This window comes from Paraburkholderia sp. BGA-UO-ETr-F21, assembly GCF_059567925.1.
This window is the reverse complement of record NZ_JCAQOY010000035.1, coordinates 40,076-63,495: the sequence shown is the minus strand read 5'-3', so window position 1 is coordinate 63,495 and position 23,420 is coordinate 40,076. Positions and strand designations below refer to the sequence as shown.

Genomic DNA, 23,420 nt, shown 5'->3' with positions numbered 1-23,420 from the left:
ACGCTAAACATAGGATGCAAAGCTAATCACTTTTGCTTGCTTTTCGTTCCGTTCAACCCGCCTTACTATCCGACATTCCTATAATAAAGAGGATACCTATGAGCTTGCAAAACTGTTTGCGCGGAACCCTTTCCGCCGGGGTGTTCGCCTTCGCGCTGATTGGCGCGAGTCCCGTGCCTGCTCTGGCGGCGCCCAATCATGGCGGAACCCTCACATGGCTCGTCACGCCTGAACCTGCGTCGATCGTTCCTTTGACCACCACCGCCGGCGGTAACGCGGAGATCGGCCCGAAAGTGGTGGAAGGCTTGCTGACCTATGACAAGGACCTCAATCCTCAACCGCTGCTGGCTACCGCATGGTCGGTCAGCAAAGACGGGCTTCAATATCGCTTCAATTTGCGCCACGGCGTAAAGTGGCACGACGGCAAGCCGTTTACTTCCGCAGACGTTGCCTTTTCGATTCTGACGCTCAAGCAGGTGCATCCGCGCGGCCGCAGCACGTTCGCGAACGTCACCGATGTCAAGACACCGGACCCTTACACCGCGATCATCGAACTATCGAAACCCGCGCCGTTTCTGCTGACCGCGCTTTCCGGTTCCGAGTCGCCGATCGTCCCGAAGCACTTGTACGAAGGGACGGACATCGGATCCAACCCATATAACAGTGCGCCGGTCGGCACGGGGCCGTTCATTTACAAATCGTTTGTTCACGGCAGCTATATTCTGCTCGAACGCAATCCGGACTACTGGGACAAACCCAAGCCCTACGTGGACAAGATCATCGTGCGCTTTCTTCCCGATGGCGCGGCCCGCGCCGCAGCGCTTGAATCGGGTGCGGCCAACCTCGGCGATCAGGCGATTCCGTTAGCGGACGTCAAGCGGTTCACGACACTGCCTGAGTTCAATGTGGATACGACCAACTGGCCGTACGCGAGCAACCATCAGCAGTTGATCTTCAACCTGGATACGCCGGTTCTCAAAGACAAGGCCGTGCGCAAAGCGATTTCACAGGCAATCGACGTCAATGCATTGAACCGCGTGGTCTGGTATGGCTATGGCCAGGTGTCCGCTGCGCCGATCGGCACGGCCAATACGAAGTATCACGACGCCGACATTCATTACTTTCCGTATGACATTGCTCAGGCTAATGCCGCGCTGGATGCGGCCGGCTTGAAGCGCGGCGCGGACGGAAAGCGCTTCAAACTGCGATTGCTGTTCAATCCGTTCCAGGATCCGCGGGCGGCGGATTTTGTGCGTCAGTCGTTGGCGCGTATCGGGATCGATGGGGAGATCGAGAGTTATGATTTCGCGACCTACGTAAAGAAGGCCTATACCGATCGCGCTTTCGACATCACGCTCGAAGCGCTCTCTAATGTATTCGACCCGACAGTGGGCGTGCAACGCGTTTTCTGGTCGAAGAACTTCAAGATCGGACTGCCGTTCTCCAATGCGGCGCACTATTCGAACCCGGAGGTCGACCGCTTGCTCGAAGCCGCCTCCGTTGAGACCGACGAAGCAAAGCGCCGTCAGCTATTCATCCAGTTCCAGCAGATCGTTCACGACGATATTCCCTCGATCGAGTTCGGCGCGAATCCGAGCATTACGGTCGTTTCGAAGAAGGTGAGGGACTATGCGCCGACCGGGGAAGGGTTGCGCGGGAATTTTGCTGATTTGTATATTCAGCCGTAGAGCGTGTGGAGAGAAAGGGGAGGGAGTGTCCGCTTCCCCTCGACTTCCAACCCGGCGTGATCAGAACCACTTCCGGGGTACGCTTCGCTCCAGACCGTCCGGCAACCTCGGCAAGGCTCACGCCCCCGAGTGCCGCCGGACATCCCGCACTCACCTCGCCGCCACCGCAGCCTTGCTGCCAAGAAGCGCCCACTCGCCATTTTCGACTACGAGGTTGACGCTTTTCACGCCGATCACGCGGCGCGTCGCCGGATCGAAAGTCGCCCTGCCGAACACGACGCTGGGCACGTCATGCAACTTTGGCAACGCATCACGCACGGCTCGGCGATCGAGGCCGCCGGCGCGCAACGCATAAGCGGCGATGATCGTGGCGTCGTAAGCAAACGCGTTGAAAGCGTCCGGCTGATGGTGATATTTCGCCTCGAAGCCACGAACGAAATGCTGAACTTCGGGACTCGGATCGCCCGGGAAAAAGCTGGTATTGGTGGTCACGCCGTTGACGGACTCACCACCCAGCTCCATGAACTTCGGCGAGTACACGGAACTGGCGGCCACGATCGGCAGGCTGATGCCACTCGTACGCGCCTGGCGCACGATCTGCGCGCCGTCCGAGTAGTAGGAAATCAGCACCAGTGCATCGGGCTTGGTATCACGCACGCGCAGCAGCGTGGCGCGAAAATCCTTGTCGGTGGGCTGATAACCTTCGGCGGCCACGACCTGCGCGCCACGCGCGGCCGCCGCCTTCACAAATACGTCCTTACTGGCGCGACCCCAATCCGTGTTCTGGAACAGCACGGCGATGCGCCTGAAACCCTGCTTGACGGCCAGGTCCGCGAGCAGCGGTTGCGCGTCTGCCTGGCTGACGGACGGGCTCCAGATGAAGTCTCCGCCCTTGGTGAAGTCAGGATGCGAGTTAGTGAAACCCAACTGCACGAGGCCGGCGCGTTGATAGATCGGCGAGGCCGCCATCGAGGCCGGACTCGAAAAATCGCCGAGTTCGATCAGGATGCGCTTGTCGTCGACAAACTTCTGCGCAATGCCGACCGCCTGGCGCGGGTCGCTCTGACTGTCTTCGAACACGTACTGCAAGGGTCGGCCGTTGATGCCGCCCTGGCTGTTGATCTCGTCGAGCGCGAGGTCGAAGCCGGCTTTCCATTGCGCGCCATATTGCGCATTCGGACCGGTCAGTGGTCCGCTTACGCCGAAGAATACCGGCTCGCCGGTGGCCGGCGCCGCGGAAGATACACCGTAAACGGAGAAGGCAAGCACGGCGCCGACGAGCGTGAACAGTCGCCGGAACCGCAGGAAAGAACGCGAGGCAGACATGGGCATTTCCCCGAAATGAGTTGGACTGCGAGTCTCTAACGCATCACATCGTGCGACAACGAAGCGATTCGCATATCCATATTCGCCGGCCGGCGCGATGCGAGGTCAATGCAATGGGAAGCCCGACCTACACCGGAAATACGGCCTCACCGAGCGTCAGCATTAGCCGGTTCGCCCACGCGAAGATCGCAATCGCCTGGCTTAAGTCGAGAATCTGCGTATCGTCGAGCCCTGCGCGGCGCAGCGCGTCGAGCGAGGCCCGGCTGAGCGCTTCAGGATGCAGCGTGAGATCGATCGCGTACTTCACGATGGCGCGTTCGCGCTCCGTCGTGCCCGCGGTCTGCGGGTCCGAGAAGATCTGCTGGATTACGTCGTCGCGTTTCGCGAGTTGCTGGAAGCGCTGCGCATGCACCGAGGCGCAGTACACGCAGCCATTGACCCGCGAGACAACCGTGCTCGCAAGCTCGCGCTCCGCGCGCGAGAGGCCGCCTGGCGCGTACATGATGCTGTTGAACGCACCGGAGCGCTGCCGGAGGATTTCCGCTTCGTGCACGAGCAGCAGGTAATAGTCCGAAGTCTTCGCCTGGGGATGGCTCGCTTCGAGCACCGCCGTCTGCGCGGGCGATGCCTGCGCGAGCGGGACGGTATCGAGCCATGCGCGCCAGCCGAGGGTCTGCGAGGTGAAGCCGTGATCCGTGCTCATGCTCGTGCCTCCAGCGCGCGCAACGCGGCGACGACTCGCACCTGATACGTGACGAATGCGACGAGTTGCGCGAGTGCGACGATCGCACGCGTCGTCAGACCGGCTGACTGTAGCGCCGAGAGGGCCGGCTTGCCGGTCGCGGCAGGCTGCAATACGAGTCCTTCGGTATGCACGAGGATCGCCGCAAGCCGCGGGTCGGCCGTCACGTCGCGCGCCGTGCGATGTTGCGCGATGGCATCGAGCAACGCGCTCGTTGCGTGCGCACCTGTCTCCGCGTCCGGTCCCGCGGCCGGTTCGAGTGCCAGCAGGCGTTCGCGATACGCTTGCGCGGTCTGCTCCGAGCGCGAGAGCAGCGCCGCATACCAAGCCGCGTACAGCCGTTCGCGCAGCGTCAGATCGACGACGTCGTCAGAGAACAGCGTGTCGTGACTGCCTTGCGTATAGCGGGTTGCGTCACCGCGGAAGGCGCGCAACGCAGCGACAGGGCTGTCGGGCGCGAGCCCCGCCAACGCTGCGACCAAGTCATCGGTTGCGGCAGTGGATGTGTGATCGGTCAATGAAGAAGACATGAGTGATAGGTCTCGTCAGGGGAGAGTCAGGCGGTGGTGTCGATTACGGGCGCGTCGGCGTCGGCCCATTCGTCTCCGGCAAGCTCGGCGGTGTCGAAAGCCTGCAGCGCGGCGTAGTGCGTGTCCCGGTCGGCGTCGAACAGCATGGCTGCAATGGCGCGCGCGAGACGTTGCGCGCCGTCGCTGATCGCGGGAATGTCGCCGGCGATCTTGCCGTGCGACAGACTCGCGCCGTGATTGAATGAGTGAATGCGCGAGAGCGCCGGACATGTGCCCGCGATCCGTTCCTGCAAGGCAAAGTTGCGATCCAGATCCGGCGAGCTGCCGAGGTCGTCGCTCGGCAGTTCGCACGCGGGTTCGAAGCGGTCACGCCAGCGGCGCACATGCGGCGCGATCAGCGCAAACTCGTCGCGGGTGTCGATCTCGGCGTGAAAACCGGTCGCGAAGATCAGGTAATCGAGCGTGTAGCGGCCTCTCGGCGTAGCGACGACGAGCGTGTCGCCCTCGTGGCTTACGCGCCTGAGCGGGCTCGAAAGATGCAGCTTCGCGTGAGCATACTTCGCGACGCGCAACACGCTATCACGCGGCGGCGGCGCCTGAGTCTGGGCGGAGTAGTGCAGAAAGCGCCATTTCCATTCGTCAGGCAGGCTGGCGAAACCGTGTACGAGGCCGGGGCTGCCAATGCCGGTCAACTTGTTGATGCGAGGCAGCGCGTCGCGTCGCACGAACAGATCGACTTGCGCCGCGCCGGCTTCGAGCGCGCTCGCGGCATTGTCGAACGCCGACGCGCTTGCACCCACCACGCCGACACGCTTGCCGCGCAACGCGGCAAAGTCGATCGCATCCGACGAGTGCGCGCGCAGGCGGGCGGGAAGTTCGCGTGCAACCTCGGGAATGAAGGGGCCGCCCAGGCCCTCGCGTCCGGTTGCCAGCACGACATGCCGGGCAAGCACGATTTCGCGCCGTGCGCGACTGGTGTCGTTCGCCGCTCCGCCGAGGAGATCGAGTTCGATCAGGCCATCGCTGCGTGGGCGCAATTTTTCGACGCAAGTGTCGTTGCGCACCGGCAGTTCAAGCACGCGGCGATACCAGCGCAGATAGTCCATCCACTGCGTACGCGGAATCTTGTAGAGCGCGTCCCATTGTTCGCGACCGAACTGGGCTTCGTACCATGCGCGAAAGGTCAGGGCGGGCAGACGGAGCGCGGGCCCGGTCAGCTGTTTCGGCGAGCGCAGGGTCTGCATCCGCGCGTAGGTGACCCACGGACCTTCGCGGCCCGCCGGCGCCTGATCGAAGAGCTTCTGGTTGTCGATGCCCAGCAGGCGCAACTCGGCGCTTGCCGCGAGTCCGGCCATGCCGGCGCCGATGATGGCGACATCGAGCACGCGTTGCGCCCCGACGTTTCGCGCGGGCACCCAGGAAGGCGCTGGCAGTTCGAGCCAGTCGAGGTCTTCGCGAAGCCGGGCTTCGAGAGTGGCCAGGCCGTCGGCGGCGGGTGGTGGATTCAATACGGTCATGCCGGAACTCCGGTGTCGCGATGAAAGGAGGAATCGGAATCGCCAGCGTTGTCCGCGCTATCCATGCGATCGTGAGCGACCAGTGCGCCATGCTGCGACGCCGCGTGGCGCACCGCGCCGGGCAGCAGAGCGCGTGAGACTTCCGCGAGGGCGTCGATCATCGCGTCCATTGCGGGAGTGCGCGGTCGGCCCGACAGCGTGACAACGCCATACAGAAACGGGATCGGCACGTCGAGAGGCCGCACTTCGACATCGGCGAGGCGCAGCCCGAACGCCGTCACCGGATCGACAATGGCGACGCCGAGCTTCTCCTGCGCCGCCATCATCGCGTTGAGCGACGCGTTGGTTTCCAGCGCGGCGAGGAGCGCAATGCCGGCCTGATCGAACGCGCGATCGATTCTGTTGCGCAGCCGGTAGCGGTTCGCCAGCGTCGCGACCGGCTGTCCGGCGAGACGCGCGAGCGGCAACACGGCGTCCCGCGCCAGCGGGTCGTCGCGATGCAGCACGGCCACACACGGCGCTTCGATGATGTAGTGCACATCGAGTGCGGCATGATCGAGTGGAAGCGTGGCGATGCCGACATCGGCGGCCCGCGAGAGCAACGCCTGCACGACCTGCTCGGCGGACGCACTGCGCAGTTGCGTGTTGCCGCATGTGCCTGCTTGCGCGGCCGCCTGGTTGAGCTTCGCAAGGGCGCGCGGCGCCAGCGCCGCGGCGAGCGCGGGCGTGGCCGCGACGCGCAGCGGCATGGGTTCGTCGCGGCCGATGGCGCGCGCACTGGCTCGGATCGCATCGAGGCCGATCAGCGAACGCTCCACTTCGTCATAAAGCTGAAATGCGCGACTCGTCGGCGTGACGCGTGGCCCTTTCCGGTCGAACAGTGCATAGCCGATCTCCTGTTCGAGATCCTGGATCGTTCTCGTCACGCCCGGCTGCGAGCGGCGCAGCAGGCGAGCCGCGCCGGTCATGCTGCCTGCCGACATGACTGCCGAGAACGCTTCGAGTTGATGCAACTCCATGCGATGCCTCATCCATGTGATGGGTGCATTCTAGAGTCCGTTTCATGCTCGATTCTTATAATAAATTCGGCTATGCAATTGACGAAAGTTGCGGTCTTCCGGCACGCGCGCAACTGACGTGAGCCAATCAGCCTCCCGCTGGAAGTGCGAAAAGTGCCATGAAACACGGGCTTTTTTGTATTGGCCGCAGCAGCGCAGAAGCTCGGCGCACGGCGTAATCATTCACACTCATAAGCTTGGCCGACTCACGGGAATAAGCTTTGACCGTTATCTTCGTTGGCCGGCTTCCAGGCGACATGGTTACATCGTCTCACTCAATTACATGGCGTGAGAAAAGCATGTCGATTCTGCGGAACAACAAGCGCGGTGCAGCCCGCACGCTGCTTCGACTGGCTGGCGCACTGACTATTGCTTTGGGCGGCGCAATGCCTGCTGCACACGCGGCGGATCCCTACTGGGTCGGCGTGACCGGACCGCTGAGCGGACAGGACGCGCAATACGGCGAGCAGTGGAAGCGCGGCTTCGATCTCGCGCTCGAGCAGATCAACGGCAATGGCGGCATTAATGGTCATCCGCTCAGTTACGACTTCGAGGACAGCCGCAGCGATCCGCGCCAGGCCGTCGCGATCGCGCAGAAATTCGTCGACGACAAACGCATCCTCCTCGAACTCGGCGATCTGTCGAGCGGAGCGTCGATGGCCGCTTCGCCGGTTTACCAGCGCGCGGGCCTCGTGCAGTTCGGCTTCACCAACTCGCACCCGGACTTCACCAAGGGCGGCGACTATATGTGGAGCACGGCGATCAGCCAGGCGGAGGAACAGCCGATGCTCGCACGCTACGTGACCAAAGGGCTCGGCTTCAAAAAGATCGCCGTGCTGTATCTGAACACCGACTGGGGCCGCACCAGCAAGGACATCTTCGCGAAGGCCGTCACGTCGAACGGCGCGGAGGTCGTCGCGGCCGAGGCCTATCAGCCGAACGAGAAAGACTTTCGCGCGACGCTCACGCGCGTGCGCAGCGCGGAGCCGGATTCGATCGTCCTGATTTCGTACTATTCAGACGGTGCGCAGATCGTTCGCCAGGCGCGAGCGGCAGGCGTGCATACACCGATTGCGGCCGTCGGCTCGGTGTATTCGCCCAAATTTCTCGACCTGGGCGGACCCGCGGTGAACGGCGTCTACACCGAATCGAACTTTTTCCCCGGCGACCCGCGCCCGGAAGTGCAGAGCTTCGTACAGCGTTACCGCGCCAGATATAACGCCGAGCCGGACACGTTCGCCGCGCGCGCCTACGACGCGATGATTCTGGCGAGCGAGGTAATCCGCCGCTATGGCGCCGACCGCACGGCCGTGCACGACGGATTCGCGAAGATTAACGACGTGCCGAGCGTGATTTTCGGCAAGTTCAAATTCGATCCGCAAACGCGCCGCGTGGCCGGTGCAAAGAACCTGGATCTGGTCGTCAAGGACGGCAAATTCGCGTTGTGGGACGGCGTGAGCGCCGTGCGCGCGCAATGATCGAAAGCACCATCAATGCGGGCTACGGGACTGACACGCTATGACGGCCTGGTTCGACTACACGATCAACGGATTGATCGTCGGCAATATCTATGCGCTGCTGGCGGTCGGCCTCGCGCTGATCTTCGGCGTCTCGCATCTGATCAATTTCGCGCATGGTTCCGTGTACATGGTCGGCGGCTTCATCGGCTGGCTGTGCCTGACGCGGCTCGGCTTGCCGCTGCCGGTCGCGCTCGTCGCGACCATCGCGGGCTGCGCGCTGCTCGGCATCCTTATCGAACGGATCGGCTTGCGGCCGTTGCAGGGCGCCGCGCGTATCGCGCCGCTGCTGGCCACGATCGGCATCAGTTTCGTGCTCGACCAGTTCGCGCAAATCGTCTTCGGCCCGGATCCGCGTCCGGTGCCGAGCCCGTTGCCGGATTGGACGCTCTCGCTCGGCGGGGCGACGCTCGGTTCGCTCGATCTGCTGATCGCGGCGATCGGCATCGGCGCCGCGGCCGTGCTTTACGTGTTCCTGCGCTTCACGCGGCTCGGCTGGGCCGTGCGCGCCACCGCGCAGGATCGCGACGCCGCGCAGCAGATGGGCGTGAACGTGAATGCCGTGAATCAGGCGGTGTTCGCGATTGCTTGCGGGCTCGGCGGCCTGAGCGGTTTGCTGGTCGGCATGTACTACAACAGCATCGATCCGGCGATGGGCTTTCAGGCTACGCTGAAAGGCGTCGTCGCACTGCTGATCGGCGGGCTGGGCAACGTGCCGGGCGCAATCGCCGGCAGCCTGCTGCTGGGGCTGGTGGAGAGCTATGGCGTCGCGTTGTTTGGCACGAGCTATCGCGACCTGTTCGCGTTCGTGCTGCTGCTGGCGTTTCTCGTCTGGCGGCCCAACGGGCTTTTCAGTTCGAGCCGCCGGCTGCCGCCCGAGCCGCTCACGGGCACGTTCCTGTCGAACCGCAAGGCGGTCAGGATTCCGCGCCGCGTGATCGTCGCGGTGGTGGCGCTCGCCTTCGTGCTGCCGTTCGCGACCCCGTCGGCCTATGTGCTTCAGACGCTGACCAACGGCTGGATCTATGGCCTGCTCGCGCTCAGCCTGACACTCGTCGCGGGTACCGTGGGGCAGATTTCGCTCGGCCACGCGGCACTGCTGTTGATCGGCGCTTATGCGTCGGCGCTGCTCTCGGTGAATCTGGGCTGGTCGCCCGCGCTGACGATTCCGCTCGCCGGCCTCGTCACCGCCGCTATCGGCACGCTGCTGGTGTATCCGTCGTTCAGGCTGCGCGGACATTACGTGTCGATTGCCACGCTCGGTATCGGCGAGATCATCGGACTGGTGGTGCTGAACTGGGATAGCCTGACGCGCGGGCCGGTCGGCATCACCGGCATTCCGCCGTTGTCGCTGTTCGGCTGGCAGTTGACGGGCGTGCGTGCGGTTTACTGGTTCACGCTTGCGGTACTCGTGCTGCTTGCGCTGCTGCAAGTACGGCTGCTGCGCTCGCATCTGGGCCGCACATGGCGTGCGATCCGCGAGGACGACGTCGCGGCGCGCGCGTATGGCGTGCGGCCTAACCGCTACAAGGCCATCGCATTCGCGTGCGGTGGATTGGCGGCCGGCATCGGCGGCGGCATTGCGGCGCATCTGTACAGCTACATCAACTATCAGACCTTCGACTCGCAAGTGTCGATCCTTGCGCTCACCATGGTGATCCTCGGCGGGCTGGGCAGCGTGGTTGGCGCGGTGGCGGGGGCGATCGCACTCATCAGCCTGCCCGAACTATTCCGCTTCGCCGCCGATTACCGGATGCTGATCTACGGCGTGATTCTGCTTCTGCTGGTGCGCTTCAGGCCACAGGGCCTGTTCGGCGCGGTATGACGGGGACGACCATGACAACTTCTTCCAGTGGCGGTGCGGACATTCTGTTCGACGTGCGGCGCGTGACGCGGCGCTTCGGCGGCCTCGTCGCCGTCGACGAGGTCAACCTGTCGGTTGCGCGCGGCGAATGCGTGAGCGTGATCGGACCGAACGGCGCGGGTAAATCCACGCTGTTCAATCTGCTGACCGGAATCGATACGCCCGACTCCGGCTCGGTGCGCTTCGGCAGCGAAGACGTGACCGGCATGGCGCCGGAACAGCTCGCCGCGCGCGGCGTTGCCCGGACGTTCCAGCATGGGCGGGTGTTCGGCAACCTGAGCGTGCTGGACAATGTGCTGATCGGCGCGCACGCGCGTCTTGCGATGACGCGGCGCGGCTGGCCCGTTGTTGGAGCGTTCGCCGAAGTGGTGCGTGCGCTGGTCGGGCCCGCGGCGCTGCGCCGCGAGGAAGCCGAATTGCGCGACGAAGTGAAGGCGCTGCTTGCGCGCTTCGGCGCACGCCTCGCGCCTCGCATCGACGAGCCGGCGCACAGCCTGTCCTACGCGAACCGCCGGCGTGTCGAGATTGCGCGCGCGCTGGCGCTGCGTCCGCGCATTCTCTTGCTCGACGAGCCGACTGCCGGCATGAACGAGTCCGAGACCGCGGAAATGCTCGAACTGATTCTCGAACTGAAGCGCGACGGACTCACGATCCTGCTGATCGAACACAAGCTCGACCTGGTGATGCGTCTCTCCGACCGCGTGCTCGTACTCGACGACGGCCGCAAGATCGCGTCCGGTCTGCCGGACGAAGTGCGCAACGATCCCGCGGTGATCGAAGCCTACCTTGGGCACCGTCAAGTTGGCGCGCAGGCCGGCCGCAACGAAACGGTCGCCGCATGACGAACTCCAGCCTGCATCTCGTGTCGTCGAATGATTTACCCACAACTGAACAAGCCATGACAGAGCCGTTGCTGACACTCGACCAGATCGACACGTTCTATGGGCAGATTCAGGTGCACTTCGGCCTGAATCTCAGCATTGGGCGCGGCGAGATCGTGAGCCTGCTGGGGGGCAACGCAAGCGGCAAATCGACGGCGATGAAAGTGATCCTCGGCCTGCACAAACCGCGAAACGGTACGATCAACTTCGACGGCAAGCCGTTGAACGGCCTGCCGACCTCGCAGATCGTGCGGCGCGGGATCGCTTCCGTGCCGGAAGCGCGCCGCCTGTTCGGCGACATGACAGTGCGCGAGAACCTGCTGATGGGCGCCTTCACACGCAACGACCGCGCCGGTATCGCCGCGGACTATGAACGCATGCTCGACCTGTTCCCCCGCGTGAAAGAGCGCCTGACGCAACGCGCCGGCACGCTCTCGGGCGGTGAGCAGCAGATGCTGGCCATGGCGCGCGCGCTGATGAGCCGCCCAGCGCTCGTCTGCATGGACGAGCCGACCATGGGGCTGTCGCCGCTCTATGTCGACAAGGTGCTGGAGCTGATCCAGACCATCAACCGGCAGGGCATTACGTTCTTCATGGTCGAACAGAATGCGAGCCTTGCCTTGCAGATCGCGCATCGCGGCTATGTGTTGCAGACCGGCCGCGTGGTGTTGTCCGGCACTGCAAGCGAACTGCTCGGCGATCAACGGATTCGCGATGCGTATCTTGGCGGGTCGCTTGCGGCGGAAACGGCATCGTGAACGGGAGGCTATAGCGTTCGCGGCTCGGCGCGGGCCGTTGCCGAGCGTCCCTTGTCCTTTGCGGCGCGACGGTGGCCGGTGGGCGCGATGAACATAGCGGGCGACCGGAGCGGCAGGCCGTCGGCGATCAGTCGGCAGTCAGTTGACGGCCGACTCTCCGACATTCGGGGATCAGGAACCCGCCACGAGTTCGAGGGTGGCACCGTGTGTGAGTTCGCGCGCGAATTCACGCGGCGAGCCACCTGCATGCGTTTCCAATGCAACCGCAAAGACGCCTTCGCCACGCGTGGCCAGATAATCCCGAATGTCGGATGCCAAACCTTCAACGGGTTCGTGAGGCGGGCGTGACGGGCTGACGAGCGTCAACGTCGTCGTGCCGAGCGGCAGGATCGCGAACCGGATACCGTAGCCGGGCAAAGGCGCGCGCTGCAGGCTGAATTCACCGAGCAGCGCACGATACCGCGCGAGGCTGGCATCCAGATCGTGCACGGCAAGCGTGATGTTCGCCACGCCGCGCGCGCCGTTGGGGTGATGGCGCACGTCACCTTCAGCGACGCGTAAGCGGCGCGGTGTCAAATCCCCGCACAGAAAGGGCAGGTCAGCGCTGCGCGGCTTGCCGATCTGCCATTCGAGCCGCTCGCCGTCAGGGCGCACGCGTCCGCCGGCAATCGGGCCGTCGTAGAGCAGGCCGCGCCCGTGAGCGGCATCGATCGTTGCAGCGACCGACTGCGGCAGGAGCGCGAAATCGACGAAGCCGTCGCCGACCCGATTACCTGCGTCCCACCAGCGATGTTCCGGTGCGTTCCGCAGAAAGCCGATCAGTTCGAAATAGCTGCCGTCCGCGAAACCGATCAGCGCGTTGTGAGTGGCGCCGTCGGCGTGCGTGCCGCCGCGCTGCACCGTAAAGCCGAGTGCGCTGAAATGAGCAATGGTCTGTTCGAGATCCTGCACGCGGATCACGACGTGGTCGAGCGAAAGGGACATGCCGGCTTGACTCCTCAGGAGGGTGGCCGATGAGTATGCGAAGCCGTCGGCAAAAACACTAGCAACGGATTGTCGATTGCATAGTGCGGTGTGTGGATAGTCGCGCCAGGCTTTGCCGAGCCACTTTATCCGCGCGCACCGGGCGACTGAACCGGTTTATTCTCGCAACCTTATTCCGTCATCCGCACGCCCGACGTCATTTGCGTTTGATACGTTCCACGAAAACCAATCCACAAAACCTTGTTTGCGCTTCGTTTTTCTGGCCGTTAGATTCGTTCGTATGGCAACGAATCGACGGAGGGCGTATGGCCACGCTTTCAGCGACATTTTTCCAGGTCGGACTTCGACACCCCATTCGCGCGCTGAAAAAACAATTCGCAAGGCGCGCGCCGATTGCGTTTGATCAATCGGCCGGCGGAACGCCTGTTCCCAACGACGGTGCCCAATCGCAGGAGCGGCTCGAACGCATCGCCGCCTACGCACGCTCCGGGTACTTCCATATGGAATACACCGCCGGCATGTTCGTCGTGCCGCTGGAAATACCGCCGGATTGAGGCGACTGCAGACAGCAGGCCGGCGCGGCGCATCGGCAATGCCGAGCGGGAGCGACCAAACCGATGCTTCTTTAGAAATCACAATTAATTGGTTCGGCTTCGGCTTTCGATCTTTCATAGTGTCTCCTGATGGCTATAGACGGTTGCTTTCACCGTTGGCCCTGAACCGGCGCGTAAGGATGCGCGCGATATCGAAGGAGACGTCATGACGCTTGAACTCGTAGAACGACCCACCCACGCGCTGCTCGAAGCCGCTCGATCCCGCGCCGCCGAAGCCGGCCTGTCCTACGCCGGTGGCGTGTCGCCGCAGGATGCATGGGCACTCGTGCAGACCGGCAACGCTGTCTTGGTGGACGTGCGCACCACCGAAGAACGCAAATTTGTCGGGCTCGTGCCCGACAGCCTGCATGTCGCGTGGGCGACCGGTACGAGTCTGACGCGCAATCCGCGTTTTGTGCGTGAGCTGGAAGCGAAGACGGGCAAAGATGCCGTCGTGCTGCTGCTGTGCCGCAGCGGCAACCGTTCCGCGCTCGCCGCGGAAGCCGCTGCGAAGGCCGGCTTCACGCAGGTTTTCAATGTACTGGAAGGTTTTGAGGGAGAGCTGGACGACGCGCAACGGCGCGGCGCCAGCAATGGATGGCGTTTTCACGGGCTGCCTTGGATTCAGGACTGAAAAGCCTGATCGCTCACGCTGCACTTTAGGGGAGTCACCACTGTGGCTGTGTTTGATGTCGATGAGATTGTCGAGGCGCTTCAGACAGTCCGCCAGCAATGGCGCGAAGTGCAGAAACGCTCGCTCGAACCGGGCGGGCGCGAATTGCCGGGGCGCGAAGCGCTCGCGGAGATCATCGATACGCTCAAGGGCGTGCTGTTTCCGATGCGCCTGGGTCCGCTCGATCTGCGTCAGGAAAGCGAAAACTTCTATGTCGGGCACGCGCTCGACGCCGCGCTGCATGCGCTGTTGAGCCAGGCGCGGCTGGAGCTGCATTACCGCAGCCGGCATCGTCCGCCGCCTGTCGCGACGATCGAGGCTCAGGCGGGCATTGCGGTGCGCGCGTTTGCCGCGCGCTTGCCGGCGATTCGCAGCCTGCTCGACAGCGACGTGCTGGCGGCGTTTCACGGGGACCCCGCAGCCGGCAGTGTGGATGAAGTGCTGCTGTGTTACCCAGGCGTGCTCGCGATGATCCATCACCGTCTGGCGCACGAGCTATATGGGCTGGGTTTGCCGCTGCTGGCGCGCATTGTCGCCGAACTCGCGCATGCGCAAACCGGCATCGACATCCATCCCGGCGCGAAGATCGGCGCGGGGTTTTTCATCGATCACGGCACGGGCGTGGTGATTGGCGAGACAGCCGTGATCGGCGAGCGCGTGCGGCTCTATCAGGCCGTCACGCTGGGCGCGAAGCGTTTTCCACGCGATGCGCAAGGGCATCTGGAAAAGGGCCATGCGCGCCATCCGATCGTCGAGGACGACGTGGTGATCTACGCGGGCGCGACCATTCTCGGCCGCGTCACATTGGGCCGGGGTTCGGTGATTGGCGGCAATGTCTGGCTCACGCAGGACGTCGCGCCGGGCTCGCACGTGACGCAGGCCGTGTCGCGCAACGAGGGCACCGGCGCCGCCGCGAATGGCGAGCGCACGCCGCGCGGTCATGCAGACGAGCTTCCCGTCGCGGCGGGAGCCGCGCGATGAGCGGACTCGTCAGGGAGTTCGGCGCCGCGGTGCGGCGTCTGCGTGAGACACGCGGCTGGTCTCAGGAGCAACTCGCGGAATACGCGGGACTCAACCGCTCGTATGTCGGCGAGGTTGAACGGGGCTCGGCCATCGCGTCGATCGTCACGGTCGACAAGCTTGCCCGCGCATTCCAGGTGCCGATCGAGCACCTGCTCACCTTGTCTTCCGAAGCCTCGGGCATTGCCGTGCTCGCGCGCTCTGCGTTCGTCGATCCGCCGTCCGTGAGGTAGATCAACGTTTGCCGTCTATAGCATGTTGAAGCGCAGGGGTGGCCTCCCGATAATCGCTTTCGCTCATAAGCTTTCCCGTTTTTCTTCTATCAATCCCGGAGCTTCAGATGACAGCAACAGTGGGCGGCCTGACGGCGCTCGGCGATAACGCAGCACGGCAACTAGCCAATGCCACCAAAACCGTTCCGCAACTGGCCACGATCACGCCGCGTTGGCTCACCCATCTGCTGCAATGGCTGCCGGTCGAGGCAGGCATTTATCGCCTGAATCAGGTGAAGAATCCCGAAGCCGTGGTGGCCGCCTGCACCGCGCGTGAAGATGAAAGCATCCTGCCGCGCACCTTCGTGCCCTACGAAGAGCAACCGCGCGAGTACTTCCTGAATGCCGTCAGCACGGTCCTCGACGTGCACACGCGGATCTCGGATCTCTACAGCAGCCCGCACGATCAGATCAAGGAACAACTGCGCCTCACGATCGAGACGATCAAGGAATTGCAGGAAAGCCAGTTGATCAACAATCCGGATTACGGCCTGCTCGCCAATGTGGCGGAAGAGCAGCGCGTGTTTCCGCTGACCGGCGCGCCGACGCCCGACGACCTCGACGAACTGCTGACCAAGGTCTGGAAAGAGCCGGCGTTCTTCCTGACGCATCCGCTCGCGATCGCCGCGTTCGGCCGCGAATGCACGCGCCGTGGCGTGCCGCCGCCGACGGTCAGCCTGTTCGGCTCGCAGTTCCTGACTTGGCGCGGCATTCCGCTGATTCCGTCGGACAAGGTGCCGGTGGCCGACGGCAAGACCAAGATTCTGCTGCTGCGCGTGGGCGACAAGCGCCAGGGCGTGGTCGGTCTGTTCCAGCCGGGCGTGGCCGGCGAGCAGGGGCCGGGTCTGTCGGTGCGCTTCATGGGCATCAACAATCACGCGATCGCTTCGTATCTGATCTCGCTCTATTGCTCGCTCGCCGTGCATTCGCCGGACGCGCTGGCAGTTCTCGATGACGTGGAGATCGGCAAGTACCATGACTACCCAGACACCTACAAGTAAGCCCATGGATAGCGTCCTGCCGCACGATGTGCCGAGCGGTCCGCCCGCGGGCTTGCCTGACCCTGCCACGTTGGCGTCGCTGGCGAATGCGTTCTTTTCGGCGTTGCCGGGCAACCCGCCGCAGTCGGGCGCGACGCCAGGGCTCGCCGGCACGCTGCCGTTCACGGCGCCGGTAACCAGCGAGATCAGCAATCCTGCGCCGGCGGGTTCGCCGCTCGCGGGTCCCGGCGGCACGGGCACCGGCGTGCCGGGTGCGGCGTTGCCGCAGGGGCATGTGCCCGGCGCCAACCTGTTGCCCTCGTCGCCGACGCATGTGCTGTCGCTGGGTAACCGCGCGCCCGCATTGGCGCCGCATGCGACGGCGCAGAACGGCTTGCCGGACAGCGTGGTGACCATTGCGCCCGCACTCGATCCGCGCTTTGGCGGCTCCGCGCTGGGTGTGCCGGAGGGACACGGCGCGCAGCGTCCGTCCGCGGGTGGCGCTTCGCCGGTGACACCCGCGTCGCCGGTTTCGCCGGCGTCCGCCTCGCCGTTTTATTTTCTCGGCGAATCGGGTCAACCTCGCGCCGCGTCGGCTGCGTCGCCGGATATCGTCGTGCCGGTCTGGAACGAGGTGAGTGCGCAATCGTTCGGTCTGCCCGGTGTCGATGAGCCGCTTGCCGAGCAGCGTTTCCCGTATGACCGTCCGGCTGCATCGCATGCCGCGCATGCCGCGCATGCCGCGCCATCGTCCACGCCCGCGGAACACACGGGCGGCTCGCACTACTTCCTGAATCTGAACGAGCCGTCGCGCGTTCCAGGGCAGGCAGCCGGCGCGTCACAAGGTGTGCCGCATGCGGGGCCGTCCGCTCATCCGCCGTTCGATGTGAATGCGATTCGCCGCGATTTCCCGATTCTGCAGGAGCGTGTGAACGGCCGTCAGCTGGTGTGGTTCGACAATGCCGCGACCACGCACAAACCGCAGGCGGTGATCGACCGGCTGGCGTATTTTTACGCGCATGAGAACTCGAACATCCATCGGGCGGCTCATGCGTTGGCCGGCCGCGCCACCGACGCATACGAAGCCGCGCGCAGCAAGGTGCAGCGTTTCATCGGTGCGGCGTCGCCGGAGGAAATCATCTTCGTGCGCGGCACTACCGAGGCGATCAACCTGATCGCGAAGACGTGGGGCGTGAAGCATGTGGGCGAGGGTGACGAGATCATCGTCTCGCACCTCGAGCATCACGCCAATATCGTGCCTTGGCAGCAGCTTGCCGCGCAAACCGGTGCGAAGCTGCGCGTGATTCCGGTCGACGATAGCGGCCAGGTGCTGCTCGACGAATACCGGCGGCTGCTCACCGACCGCACGAAAATCGTCTCCGTCACGCAGGTGTCGAATGCGCTCGGGACGGTGGTGCCGGTCAAGGAGATCGTCGAGCTCGCGCATCGGGCCGGCGCGAAGGCGCTGGTCGACGGGGCGCAGTCGGTGTCGCATATGCGGGTGGATGTGCAGGCGATCGACGCGGACTTCTTCGTGTTCTCGGGTCACAAGGTGTTCGGTCCGACCGGCATCGGCGTGGTCTACGGCAAGCGCGCGATTCTGGAAGACATGCCGCCGTGGCAGGGTGGCGGCAACATGATCGCCGACGTCACGTTCGAGCGCACGGTGTTCCAGCCGCCGCCGAATCGTTTCGAAGCCGGCACGGGCAATATCGCCGATGCAGTGGGTCTGGGCGCGGCGATCGACTACGTTCAACGCGTCGGCATCGAGAATATCGCGCGCTACGAGCACGATCTGCTCGCGTATGCGACGAGCGTGCTGCAACCGGTGCCCGGTGTGCGTTTGATCGGCACTGCGCGCGACAAGGCCAGTGTGTTGTCCTTCGTGCTGAAAGGCTACGAGACCGAGGAAGTCGGGCAGGCGCTCAACGAAGAGGGCATTGCCGTGCGCTCGGGGCATCACTGTGCACAGCCGATCTTGCGACGCTTTGGCGTCGAGGCGACCGTGCGGCCGTCTCTCGCTTTCTACAACACTTGCGATGAAGTCGATGCGCTGGTGTCTGTAGTGCGACGGTTGTCTTCGCGACGCTGAATACAGGCGGTGGCCGGCTACGGCTGCCGCCTTTTTACCGAATGAAACCTGTCAGTGGGAACGCTTGCGTTTGCCGCTTTCTCAATCTGCCGCGTGAGGTGCCACTGGCACCACTCCCACTTCTGCGCGACACGCCGTATGACGGCTCGGTTGAGCGTTCAAACGGTCGCTGCCGCTTCCCGTGTTTCGAGGTGGCGGCTCACGGGCCGCTGCAAACCGAAGTGCTCACGCAACGTGCGGCCTTCGTACTCGGTGCGGAAAATGCCGCGCTGTTGCAATAGCGGCACCACGCCGTCCGCGAAATCCTGCAAGCCGCCCGGCAAAACATCCGGCATCAGGTTGAATCCATCGGCGGCGCCGCCTTTGAACCAGTGTTCGATATCGTCGGCGATCTGTTCCGGTGTGCCGACAATGACACGGTGCCCGCCACCGCCGGCTAGCGCGCGGATCAACTGGCGCGCCGTGTAGCCATTCGCACGAGCTTGCGCGAGCGTGGCATGGAAGAACGTGTGATTGCCGTTGCCGCCACCGGGCAGTGAAAGATCGTCCGGCAGACGTTCGTCGAGTTTCAACCGCTCGACGCTCACACCCAATATGCCCGCCAGACGCGTGAGGCTGTAAGTCCACGGAATCAGATCCACCAGTTCATCGCGACGACGCAAGGCTTGCGCCTCGGTTGCGCCGATGATGGTGGTGAGGCCGGGCAGCACGCGGATCGCGTCGTTGCCGCGCCCCAATGCCGCGGCGCGCGACTTGAGCTCGCGAGCATAAGAAGCCGCTTCGTCGAACGACTGTGACGCGGAGAAGACCGCTTCCGCATGACGGGACGCAAGCTCGCGTCCATCCACCGAGCCGCCGGCCTGGATCAGCACCGGGTGGCCCTGAGCACTGCGCGGCAGATTGAACGGGCCATCCACGCTGAAATATTTGCCGCGATGGTCGATGCGATGCACCTTCGCCGCGTCGACGAAACGGCCATTTATCTTGTCGCCGATAAAGGCGTCGTCTTCCCAGCTATCCCACAGCGCCTTCACGACCTCCGTGAATTCGGCGGCGCGTTCGTAGCGTTCGGCATGATTGGGCACCGCTTCGCGGCCGAAGTTGCGCGCCGAACCGAGATCGGCGGTCGTCACGATATTCCAGCCCGCGCGCCCCGCGCTGAGATGATCGAGCGTGGCAAAGCGCCGCGCGATGTTATACGGCTCGTTGTAGCTCGTCGACGCCGTGCCGATCACACCGATATGCGTCGTGGCCGCAGCAATGCCGGCGAGCAGCACGGTCGGCTCCAGCGCCGTGATCGGCCTGAAGTCGATCTGATCGGCGATCGATGCATTGTCGGCGAGAAACACGGCGTCGAACTTCGCCGCCTCGGCGATCTGCGCGACGCGAACATAGTGAGCGATATCGATGAACGCGCGAGGGTCCGCGTCTTCGGTACGCCAGGCGGAAGGCACGAAGCCCGAGTGGAGAATGTTGACGTTCAGATGGAGCTGGCGCGGCGGGTCGTTTCTCATGGGTCTGGTCGAATGCGGGAAGGGCCAGCAACGAAGGAGCAAAGGCATCTGGCCGACTCTTCAATTGTCGATTGGCTGTGCATTCGAGACCACTAACGATTTCTGGCATCGATATGTCGGCAACGACTAAGGTTCGCCCGCATGCGAGACCAGCATGATGCCGCGCAGCGTTCGGGCCGCCACCGTGATTTGCGATGTGCCGCTCGCTTCATAACCATATCGGAACTCGGTCTTTCCAAATTCGCGCCAACACTGCCATGCTTTGACTCAGGCCGTGCGCGGTGTCAGCGCGCGGCGTCTGTTTCATAACCGCAGTGACCCACCTTTATCGAGTATGGATCCGTTGATCGAGAGTCTGATGCTGAAAATGAGGCACAGCCGCGTCTATACGGCTGTGACTTTCGCCCGTCTGTTCGGCGTATCGGAGAAAGCGGTCGAAGCCGCGCTCGCCACGCTGATCGCCAGCGGCAAGGTGCGCACGTGCATCAATGCCCGGCGCGATGTCGGCTACTGTTTGTCGGGCGCGACGCCAGTCTGCGCGTCGCCGCTTGAGCCCGATGTAACCACTGTCGCCACGCCGCCTTTGACGCGCCGCGTGGACGGCGCGCTGGCGGGCTACGACAGGCAACTCGATGCGCACCGCTCGCTCGCCATGCTCGTGCGCCGCTGAGTCGTCCGACTTATCTGTTCACGACATCTGTTCGCGATCTCGGCCATAGACGCCAGGGGTTATCAGCAACGCTGCTTAGCACCTGAAAATTGCTTGGTTTGTGCCGTCCGCGAGCGTTGTTAGAGTCCACGTCTCACGCTAAGGGCACGCGCCGTTCGACCTCACGCGCGGCCCATTAAAACAACAGGAAACCACCGTTATGAATCTCAGAGTGCTTGGCGCAGTGATCGCAGGAAGTCTGCTTGTCATGTCCGCTGCCGCGCATGCGGATCGTCTCGACGACATCAAGAAAGCGGGCGTGTTGCGCGTGGCCGCTTTCGACAGCAATCCGCCGTTCGGTTTCGTCGATCCGAAGAGCAATCAGATCGTCGGGCTCGACGTCGACTATGCGCGAGCGCTCGCCACGCGCCTCGGCGTCAAGCTCGAGATCCAGCCGACCAATCCGGCCAATCGCATTGCTTTCCTGAAGTCGGGCAAGGTGGATCTGGTGTTCGCCAACTTTACGATTACCGACGATCGCAAGAAGGAGGTGGATTTCAGCACCCCCTATTTTGCGTCCGGCACGCAATTCATTGCGAAGAAGGGCACGCTCACCTCGCCGCAACAATTGAACGGTTTGCGGATCGGCGCGGACAAAGGCACGACCAATGAGCAGCAGGTGCGTGCGCAATTCCCGAGCGCCACGATCATTGCTTATGACGACACGCCGTTCGCCTTCGCCGCGCTGCGCACGGGCAACGTGCAGGCAATCACGCAAGACGGACCGAAGCTCGTCGCGTTGCTCGCGAAGGTGCCGGACAAGGCGAACTACGAGATCCCGCCGTTCACGATCTCCAATGACTACGAAGGCGTGGGCGTGCCGAAGGGCGAGACGCGCCTGCTGAATGTCGTCAACGACACGCTGAAGGATCTCGAAGCCAAAGGCACGGCCGGCACGATCTACGACACCTGGTTCGGCCCGAAGAGCGCCGCGCCGTTGCCGCGTCTGTACAAGATCGGCGATCCGCAGAAGAGCTGACGCGCTTCGCTTCACAGCCGCCCCCACATGGCCCGGTCACCGCCCGAAACGCGTGATCGGGCCTTCTTGCTGATACCGGAACGCGTTTTTCCCGCATGCATTTCTTGAATTTCTGGCTGGACCCGCGCTATCTCGGCTGGCTCGCCCACGGTTTTCTCATCACGCTGATCCTGTCGGCGTGCGTGAGCGTCTGCGCGACGCTGCTCGGATTCGGGCTGGCAATGGCCCATATCGCGCAACATCGCACGGTCGCTGCTGCGGCAAAAGGCTATGTACTCGTGTTTCGCAACTCTCCTCTGCTGGTGCAATTGCTGTTCTGGTACTTCGGCGCGGCGACGCTGCTGCCTCAAGCCTGGATGACGTGGCTCAACACGCCGCATGTCTTGAGCGCCGGGCCCTTTGCCGTGCACTGGCCGAGCTTCGAACTGTTCGCCGGCTGGCTGGGCCTGACCTGCTACAGCACAGCCTTTATCGCGGAGGAGTTTCGCGCCGGCGTCCGCGGCGTGGGCATCGCGCAATACCAGGCGGGCGCCGCATTGGGCATGACGCGTTATGCGACCTTGCGGCACGTCGTTGTTCCGCAAGCGGTGCGTATCGCCACGCCGCCGCTCGCGGGGCAATACATGAATATCGTGAAGAACTCGTCGCTGACCATGGCGATCGGCGTGGCCGAACTGTCTTATATGTCGCGTCAGGTGGACACGGAGAGCTTCCGCACCTTCCAGGCCTTCGGGACTGCAACCGCGCTGTATATCGGCACCATCGCGTTGATCGAAACGGCCTTGGTGATCTGGCAACACACTGGCGCACGTGCGTTGCAGCGAGGGTGGGCATGACGGCGCTCGAGTGGCTGCCGACGCTGCGGTATCTGCTGCTCGGCGCGTTCCCCAATGGGCCACTGGGCGGCGCCGCGCTGACGGTCGTGCTATCCGTGGTGTCGGCGTTGCTGTCCGCGGCGGTGGGGCTGGCGGGCGGCGTGGCGCTCTCGCTCACACGCGGCGGCGTGCATCTGCTGCTGGTCGCAATCGTCGCGTTTTTCAGGGCGATTCCGGTATTGATGCTGATCTTCTGGACTTTCTTCCTGATGCCGATCCTGCTGCATATCGACGTGCCGGGGCTGGTTGCGGTGGTGTGCGCGCTGTCGCTGATCGGTGGCGCGTATCTGTCGCATGCCGTGCATGCGGGCATCGTGTCGGTCGGCGCGGGTCAGCAACAGGCGGCGCTGTCGCTCGGGCTCTCACGCTGGCAGGCGTTGCGTCACGTGGTGCTGCCACAGGCGGTGCGCGTCATGATGCCGTCGTTCGTCAATCAGTGGGTGTCGCTGGTCAAGGATACCTCGCTTGCGTATATCGTCGGCGTGCCGGAATTCACGTTCCTTGCCAATCAGGTCAACAGCCGCCTGATGATTTACCCCGCACAGATTTTCGTGTTCGTCGGCATCGTTTATCTGCTGCTGTGCTCCGCGTTGCAATGGATCGCTCACCGCATTCTGCTGCGCTCACTGTCCGCTCACGCCACTACGCGATCGAATGAGGAAGCTGTTAGACCATTGCCGCTCGGTGGACTCAGCGAATGAAAAGCCGCGAGGCAGGCGGGCAGGCCGTCACCGCAAATCGGAACGCGTGATAAGCAATTGCCAATTCGATAGTAGGCGTGACGCGCAGGTACTGGTCCAATAGACGATTAGCCCTTCCGTGGCGAGTCGGACCCGTACTGCTGCCAC

22 protein-coding genes are annotated in these 23,420 nt (G+C 63.7%); 15 read left to right on the top strand and 7 right to left on the bottom strand.

Annotation, left to right across the window (positions count from 1 at the left end):
* The first annotated feature begins 98 nt into the window (after nucleotides 1–98).
* On the top strand, nucleotides 99–1,688 hold the full coding sequence (locus AC57B1_RS20695; RefSeq protein WP_496418545.1) for an ABC transporter substrate-binding protein: 1,590 nt from the start codon (nucleotides 99–101) through the stop codon (nucleotides 1,686–1,688).
* Nucleotides 1,689–1,838: 150 nt separating this feature from the next.
* Here AC57B1_RS20695 and AC57B1_RS20690 read toward each other — a convergent pair whose 3' ends face one another.
* From AC57B1_RS20690 to AC57B1_RS20670, 5 genes are all read right to left on the bottom strand, one after another.
* On the bottom strand, nucleotides 1,839–3,020 hold the full coding sequence (locus AC57B1_RS20690; RefSeq protein ID WP_496418498.1) for an ABC transporter substrate-binding protein: 1,182 nt from the start codon (nucleotides 3,018–3,020) through the stop codon (nucleotides 1,839–1,841).
* A 121-nt stretch (nucleotides 3,021–3,141) separates the two neighbouring features.
* On the bottom strand, nucleotides 3,142–3,717 hold the full coding sequence (locus tag AC57B1_RS20685; protein WP_496418497.1) for a peroxidase-related enzyme: 576 nt from the start codon (nucleotides 3,715–3,717) through the stop codon (nucleotides 3,142–3,144).
* Nucleotides 3,714–4,286 carry a CMD domain protein gene (locus AC57B1_RS20680; protein ID WP_496418496.1) on the bottom strand — a complete coding sequence of 191 codons (573 nt, stop codon included), beginning with the start codon at nucleotides 4,284–4,286 and terminating at the stop codon, nucleotides 3,714–3,716. Before AC57B1_RS20680 ends, AC57B1_RS20685 begins: the two co-directional genes overlap by 4 nt.
* A gap of 26 nt (nucleotides 4,287–4,312) precedes the next feature.
* Nucleotides 4,313–5,803, bottom strand: coding sequence for an NAD(P)-binding domain-containing protein (locus tag AC57B1_RS20675; RefSeq protein ID WP_496418495.1), 1,491 nt, complete (start codon nucleotides 5,801–5,803; stop codon nucleotides 4,313–4,315).
* On the bottom strand, nucleotides 5,800–6,822 hold the full coding sequence (locus AC57B1_RS20670; RefSeq protein ID WP_496418494.1) for a LysR family transcriptional regulator: 1,023 nt from the start codon (nucleotides 6,820–6,822) through the stop codon (nucleotides 5,800–5,802). The genes AC57B1_RS20675 and AC57B1_RS20670 overlap by 4 nt, the downstream gene beginning before the upstream one ends.
* Before the next feature lie 338 nt (nucleotides 6,823–7,160).
* Between AC57B1_RS20670 and AC57B1_RS20665 the strand changes: the two genes are divergently transcribed.
* Genes AC57B1_RS20665 through AC57B1_RS20650 form a run of 4 tightly spaced genes read left to right on the top strand, consistent with a single transcriptional unit; the run spans nucleotide 7,161 to nucleotide 11,881 of the window.
* A complete protein-coding gene (locus AC57B1_RS20665; RefSeq protein WP_496418493.1) occupies nucleotides 7,161–8,339 on the top strand; it encodes an ABC transporter substrate-binding protein in 1,179 nt (392 codons plus the stop codon).
* A gap of 40 nt (nucleotides 8,340–8,379) precedes the next feature.
* The gene (locus AC57B1_RS20660) at nucleotides 8,380–10,203 is read left to right on the top strand and encodes an ABC transporter permease (protein ID WP_496418492.1); all 1,824 of its coding nucleotides are present in this window, start codon (nucleotides 8,380–8,382) and stop codon (nucleotides 10,201–10,203) included.
* An 11-nt stretch (nucleotides 10,204–10,214) separates the two neighbouring features.
* Complete coding sequence (locus AC57B1_RS20655) at nucleotides 10,215–11,084, top strand: ABC transporter ATP-binding protein (protein WP_496418491.1); 870 nt, start codon at nucleotides 10,215–10,217, stop codon at nucleotides 11,082–11,084.
* Nucleotides 11,081–11,881 carry an ABC transporter ATP-binding protein gene (locus tag AC57B1_RS20650; protein ID WP_496418490.1) on the top strand — a complete coding sequence of 267 codons (801 nt, stop codon included), beginning with the start codon at nucleotides 11,081–11,083 and terminating at the stop codon, nucleotides 11,879–11,881. The genes AC57B1_RS20655 and AC57B1_RS20650 overlap by 4 nt, the downstream gene beginning before the upstream one ends.
* A gap of 171 nt (nucleotides 11,882–12,052) precedes the next feature.
* On the opposite strand, the gene AC57B1_RS20645 is transcribed toward AC57B1_RS20650, so the two are convergent.
* Nucleotides 12,053–12,865, bottom strand: a complete 813-nt coding sequence (locus AC57B1_RS20645; RefSeq protein WP_496418489.1) for a VOC family protein — start codon at nucleotides 12,863–12,865, stop codon at nucleotides 12,053–12,055.
* A gap of 305 nt (nucleotides 12,866–13,170) precedes the next feature.
* Between AC57B1_RS20645 and AC57B1_RS20640 the strand changes: the two genes are divergently transcribed.
* The 6 genes from AC57B1_RS20640 (at nucleotide 13,171) to AC57B1_RS20615 (ending at nucleotide 18,495) form a co-directional block, all read left to right on the top strand.
* Nucleotides 13,171–13,419, top strand: a complete 249-nt coding sequence (locus AC57B1_RS20640) for a hypothetical protein (RefSeq protein WP_496418488.1) — start codon at nucleotides 13,171–13,173, stop codon at nucleotides 13,417–13,419.
* A gap of 205 nt (nucleotides 13,420–13,624) precedes the next feature.
* Nucleotides 13,625–14,092, top strand: a complete 468-nt coding sequence (locus AC57B1_RS20635; protein ID WP_408345614.1) for a rhodanese-like domain-containing protein — start codon at nucleotides 13,625–13,627, stop codon at nucleotides 14,090–14,092.
* Nucleotides 14,093–14,134: 42 nt separating this feature from the next.
* Nucleotides 14,135–15,112, top strand: a complete 978-nt coding sequence (gene epsC, locus AC57B1_RS20630) for a serine O-acetyltransferase EpsC (RefSeq protein WP_496418487.1) — start codon at nucleotides 14,135–14,137, stop codon at nucleotides 15,110–15,112.
* Nucleotides 15,109–15,384 (top strand): helix-turn-helix domain-containing protein, encoded by a 276-nt coding sequence (locus AC57B1_RS20625; RefSeq protein WP_091801351.1) that lies wholly within the window; start codon nucleotides 15,109–15,111, stop codon nucleotides 15,382–15,384. Before epsC ends, AC57B1_RS20625 begins: the two co-directional genes overlap by 4 nt.
* Nucleotides 15,385–15,491: 107 nt before the next feature.
* A complete protein-coding gene (locus tag AC57B1_RS20620) occupies nucleotides 15,492–16,424 on the top strand; it encodes a family 2A encapsulin nanocompartment shell protein (RefSeq protein WP_091801348.1) in 933 nt (310 codons plus the stop codon).
* Nucleotides 16,399–18,495 carry a family 2A encapsulin nanocompartment cargo protein cysteine desulfurase gene (locus AC57B1_RS20615; protein ID WP_496418486.1) on the top strand — a complete coding sequence of 699 codons (2,097 nt, stop codon included), beginning with the start codon at nucleotides 16,399–16,401 and terminating at the stop codon, nucleotides 18,493–18,495. Before AC57B1_RS20620 ends, AC57B1_RS20615 begins: the two co-directional genes overlap by 26 nt.
* A gap of 158 nt (nucleotides 18,496–18,653) precedes the next feature.
* Here AC57B1_RS20615 and AC57B1_RS20610 read toward each other — a convergent pair whose 3' ends face one another.
* Nucleotides 18,654–20,009 carry an LLM class flavin-dependent oxidoreductase gene (locus AC57B1_RS20610; protein ID WP_496418485.1) on the bottom strand — a complete coding sequence of 452 codons (1,356 nt, stop codon included), beginning with the start codon at nucleotides 20,007–20,009 and terminating at the stop codon, nucleotides 18,654–18,656.
* Between the two features lie 358 nt (nucleotides 20,010–20,367).
* Between AC57B1_RS20610 and AC57B1_RS20605 the strand changes: the two genes are divergently transcribed.
* From AC57B1_RS20605 to AC57B1_RS20590, 4 genes are all read left to right on the top strand, one after another.
* On the top strand, nucleotides 20,368–20,679 hold the full coding sequence (locus tag AC57B1_RS20605) for a hypothetical protein (protein WP_286162071.1): 312 nt from the start codon (nucleotides 20,368–20,370) through the stop codon (nucleotides 20,677–20,679).
* A gap of 199 nt (nucleotides 20,680–20,878) precedes the next feature.
* On the top strand, nucleotides 20,879–21,697 hold the full coding sequence (locus AC57B1_RS20600; RefSeq protein ID WP_496418484.1) for an ABC transporter substrate-binding protein: 819 nt from the start codon (nucleotides 20,879–20,881) through the stop codon (nucleotides 21,695–21,697).
* Between the two features lie 95 nt (nucleotides 21,698–21,792).
* Nucleotides 21,793–22,533, top strand: a complete 741-nt coding sequence (locus tag AC57B1_RS20595) for an amino acid ABC transporter permease (protein ID WP_496418483.1) — start codon at nucleotides 21,793–21,795, stop codon at nucleotides 22,531–22,533.
* Entirely contained in the window at nucleotides 22,530–23,273 is a 744-nt protein-coding gene (locus AC57B1_RS20590; RefSeq protein WP_496418482.1) for an amino acid ABC transporter permease, read from the top strand. The genes AC57B1_RS20595 and AC57B1_RS20590 overlap by 4 nt, the downstream gene beginning before the upstream one ends.
* Nucleotides 23,274–23,420 lie beyond the last annotated feature (147 nt).

Bases quoted from the DNA above. Each gene is read 5' to 3' on its own strand.
- AC57B1_RS20695 (WP_496418545.1), top strand. From the start codon at position 99: ATGAGCTTGCAAAACTGTTTGCGCGGAACCCTTTCCGCCGGGGTGTTC.
- AC57B1_RS20690 (WP_496418498.1), bottom strand. From the start codon at position 3,020: ATGCCCATGTCTGCCTCGCGTTCTTTCCTGCGGTTCCGGCGACTGTTC.
- AC57B1_RS20685 (WP_496418497.1), bottom strand. From the start codon at position 3,717: ATGAGCACGGATCACGGCTTCACCTCGCAGACCCTCGGCTGGCGCGCA.
- AC57B1_RS20680 (WP_496418496.1), bottom strand. From the start codon at position 4,286: ATGTCTTCTTCATTGACCGATCACACATCCACTGCCGCAACCGATGAC.
- AC57B1_RS20675 (WP_496418495.1), bottom strand. From the start codon at position 5,803: ATGACCGTATTGAATCCACCACCCGCCGCCGACGGCCTGGCCACTCTC.
- AC57B1_RS20670 (WP_496418494.1), bottom strand. From the start codon at position 6,822: ATGGAGTTGCATCAACTCGAAGCGTTCTCGGCAGTCATGTCGGCAGGC.
- AC57B1_RS20665 (WP_496418493.1), top strand. From the start codon at position 7,161: ATGTCGATTCTGCGGAACAACAAGCGCGGTGCAGCCCGCACGCTGCTT.
- AC57B1_RS20660 (WP_496418492.1), top strand. From the start codon at position 8,380: ATGACGGCCTGGTTCGACTACACGATCAACGGATTGATCGTCGGCAAT.
- AC57B1_RS20655 (WP_496418491.1), top strand. From the start codon at position 10,215: ATGACAACTTCTTCCAGTGGCGGTGCGGACATTCTGTTCGACGTGCGG.
- AC57B1_RS20650 (WP_496418490.1), top strand. From the start codon at position 11,081: ATGACGAACTCCAGCCTGCATCTCGTGTCGTCGAATGATTTACCCACA.
- AC57B1_RS20645 (WP_496418489.1), bottom strand. From the start codon at position 12,865: ATGTCCCTTTCGCTCGACCACGTCGTGATCCGCGTGCAGGATCTCGAA.
- AC57B1_RS20640 (WP_496418488.1), top strand. From the start codon at position 13,171: ATGGCCACGCTTTCAGCGACATTTTTCCAGGTCGGACTTCGACACCCC.
- AC57B1_RS20635 (WP_408345614.1), top strand. From the start codon at position 13,625: ATGACGCTTGAACTCGTAGAACGACCCACCCACGCGCTGCTCGAAGCC.
- AC57B1_RS20625 (WP_091801351.1), top strand. From the start codon at position 15,109: ATGAGCGGACTCGTCAGGGAGTTCGGCGCCGCGGTGCGGCGTCTGCGT.
- AC57B1_RS20620 (WP_091801348.1), top strand. From the start codon at position 15,492: ATGACAGCAACAGTGGGCGGCCTGACGGCGCTCGGCGATAACGCAGCA.
- AC57B1_RS20615 (WP_496418486.1), top strand. From the start codon at position 16,399: ATGACTACCCAGACACCTACAAGTAAGCCCATGGATAGCGTCCTGCCG.
- AC57B1_RS20610 (WP_496418485.1), bottom strand. From the start codon at position 20,009: ATGAGAAACGACCCGCCGCGCCAGCTCCATCTGAACGTCAACATTCTC.
- AC57B1_RS20605 (WP_286162071.1), top strand. From the start codon at position 20,368: ATGCTGAAAATGAGGCACAGCCGCGTCTATACGGCTGTGACTTTCGCC.
- AC57B1_RS20600 (WP_496418484.1), top strand. From the start codon at position 20,879: ATGAATCTCAGAGTGCTTGGCGCAGTGATCGCAGGAAGTCTGCTTGTC.
- AC57B1_RS20595 (WP_496418483.1), top strand. From the start codon at position 21,793: ATGCATTTCTTGAATTTCTGGCTGGACCCGCGCTATCTCGGCTGGCTC.
- AC57B1_RS20590 (WP_496418482.1), top strand. From the start codon at position 22,530: ATGACGGCGCTCGAGTGGCTGCCGACGCTGCGGTATCTGCTGCTCGGC.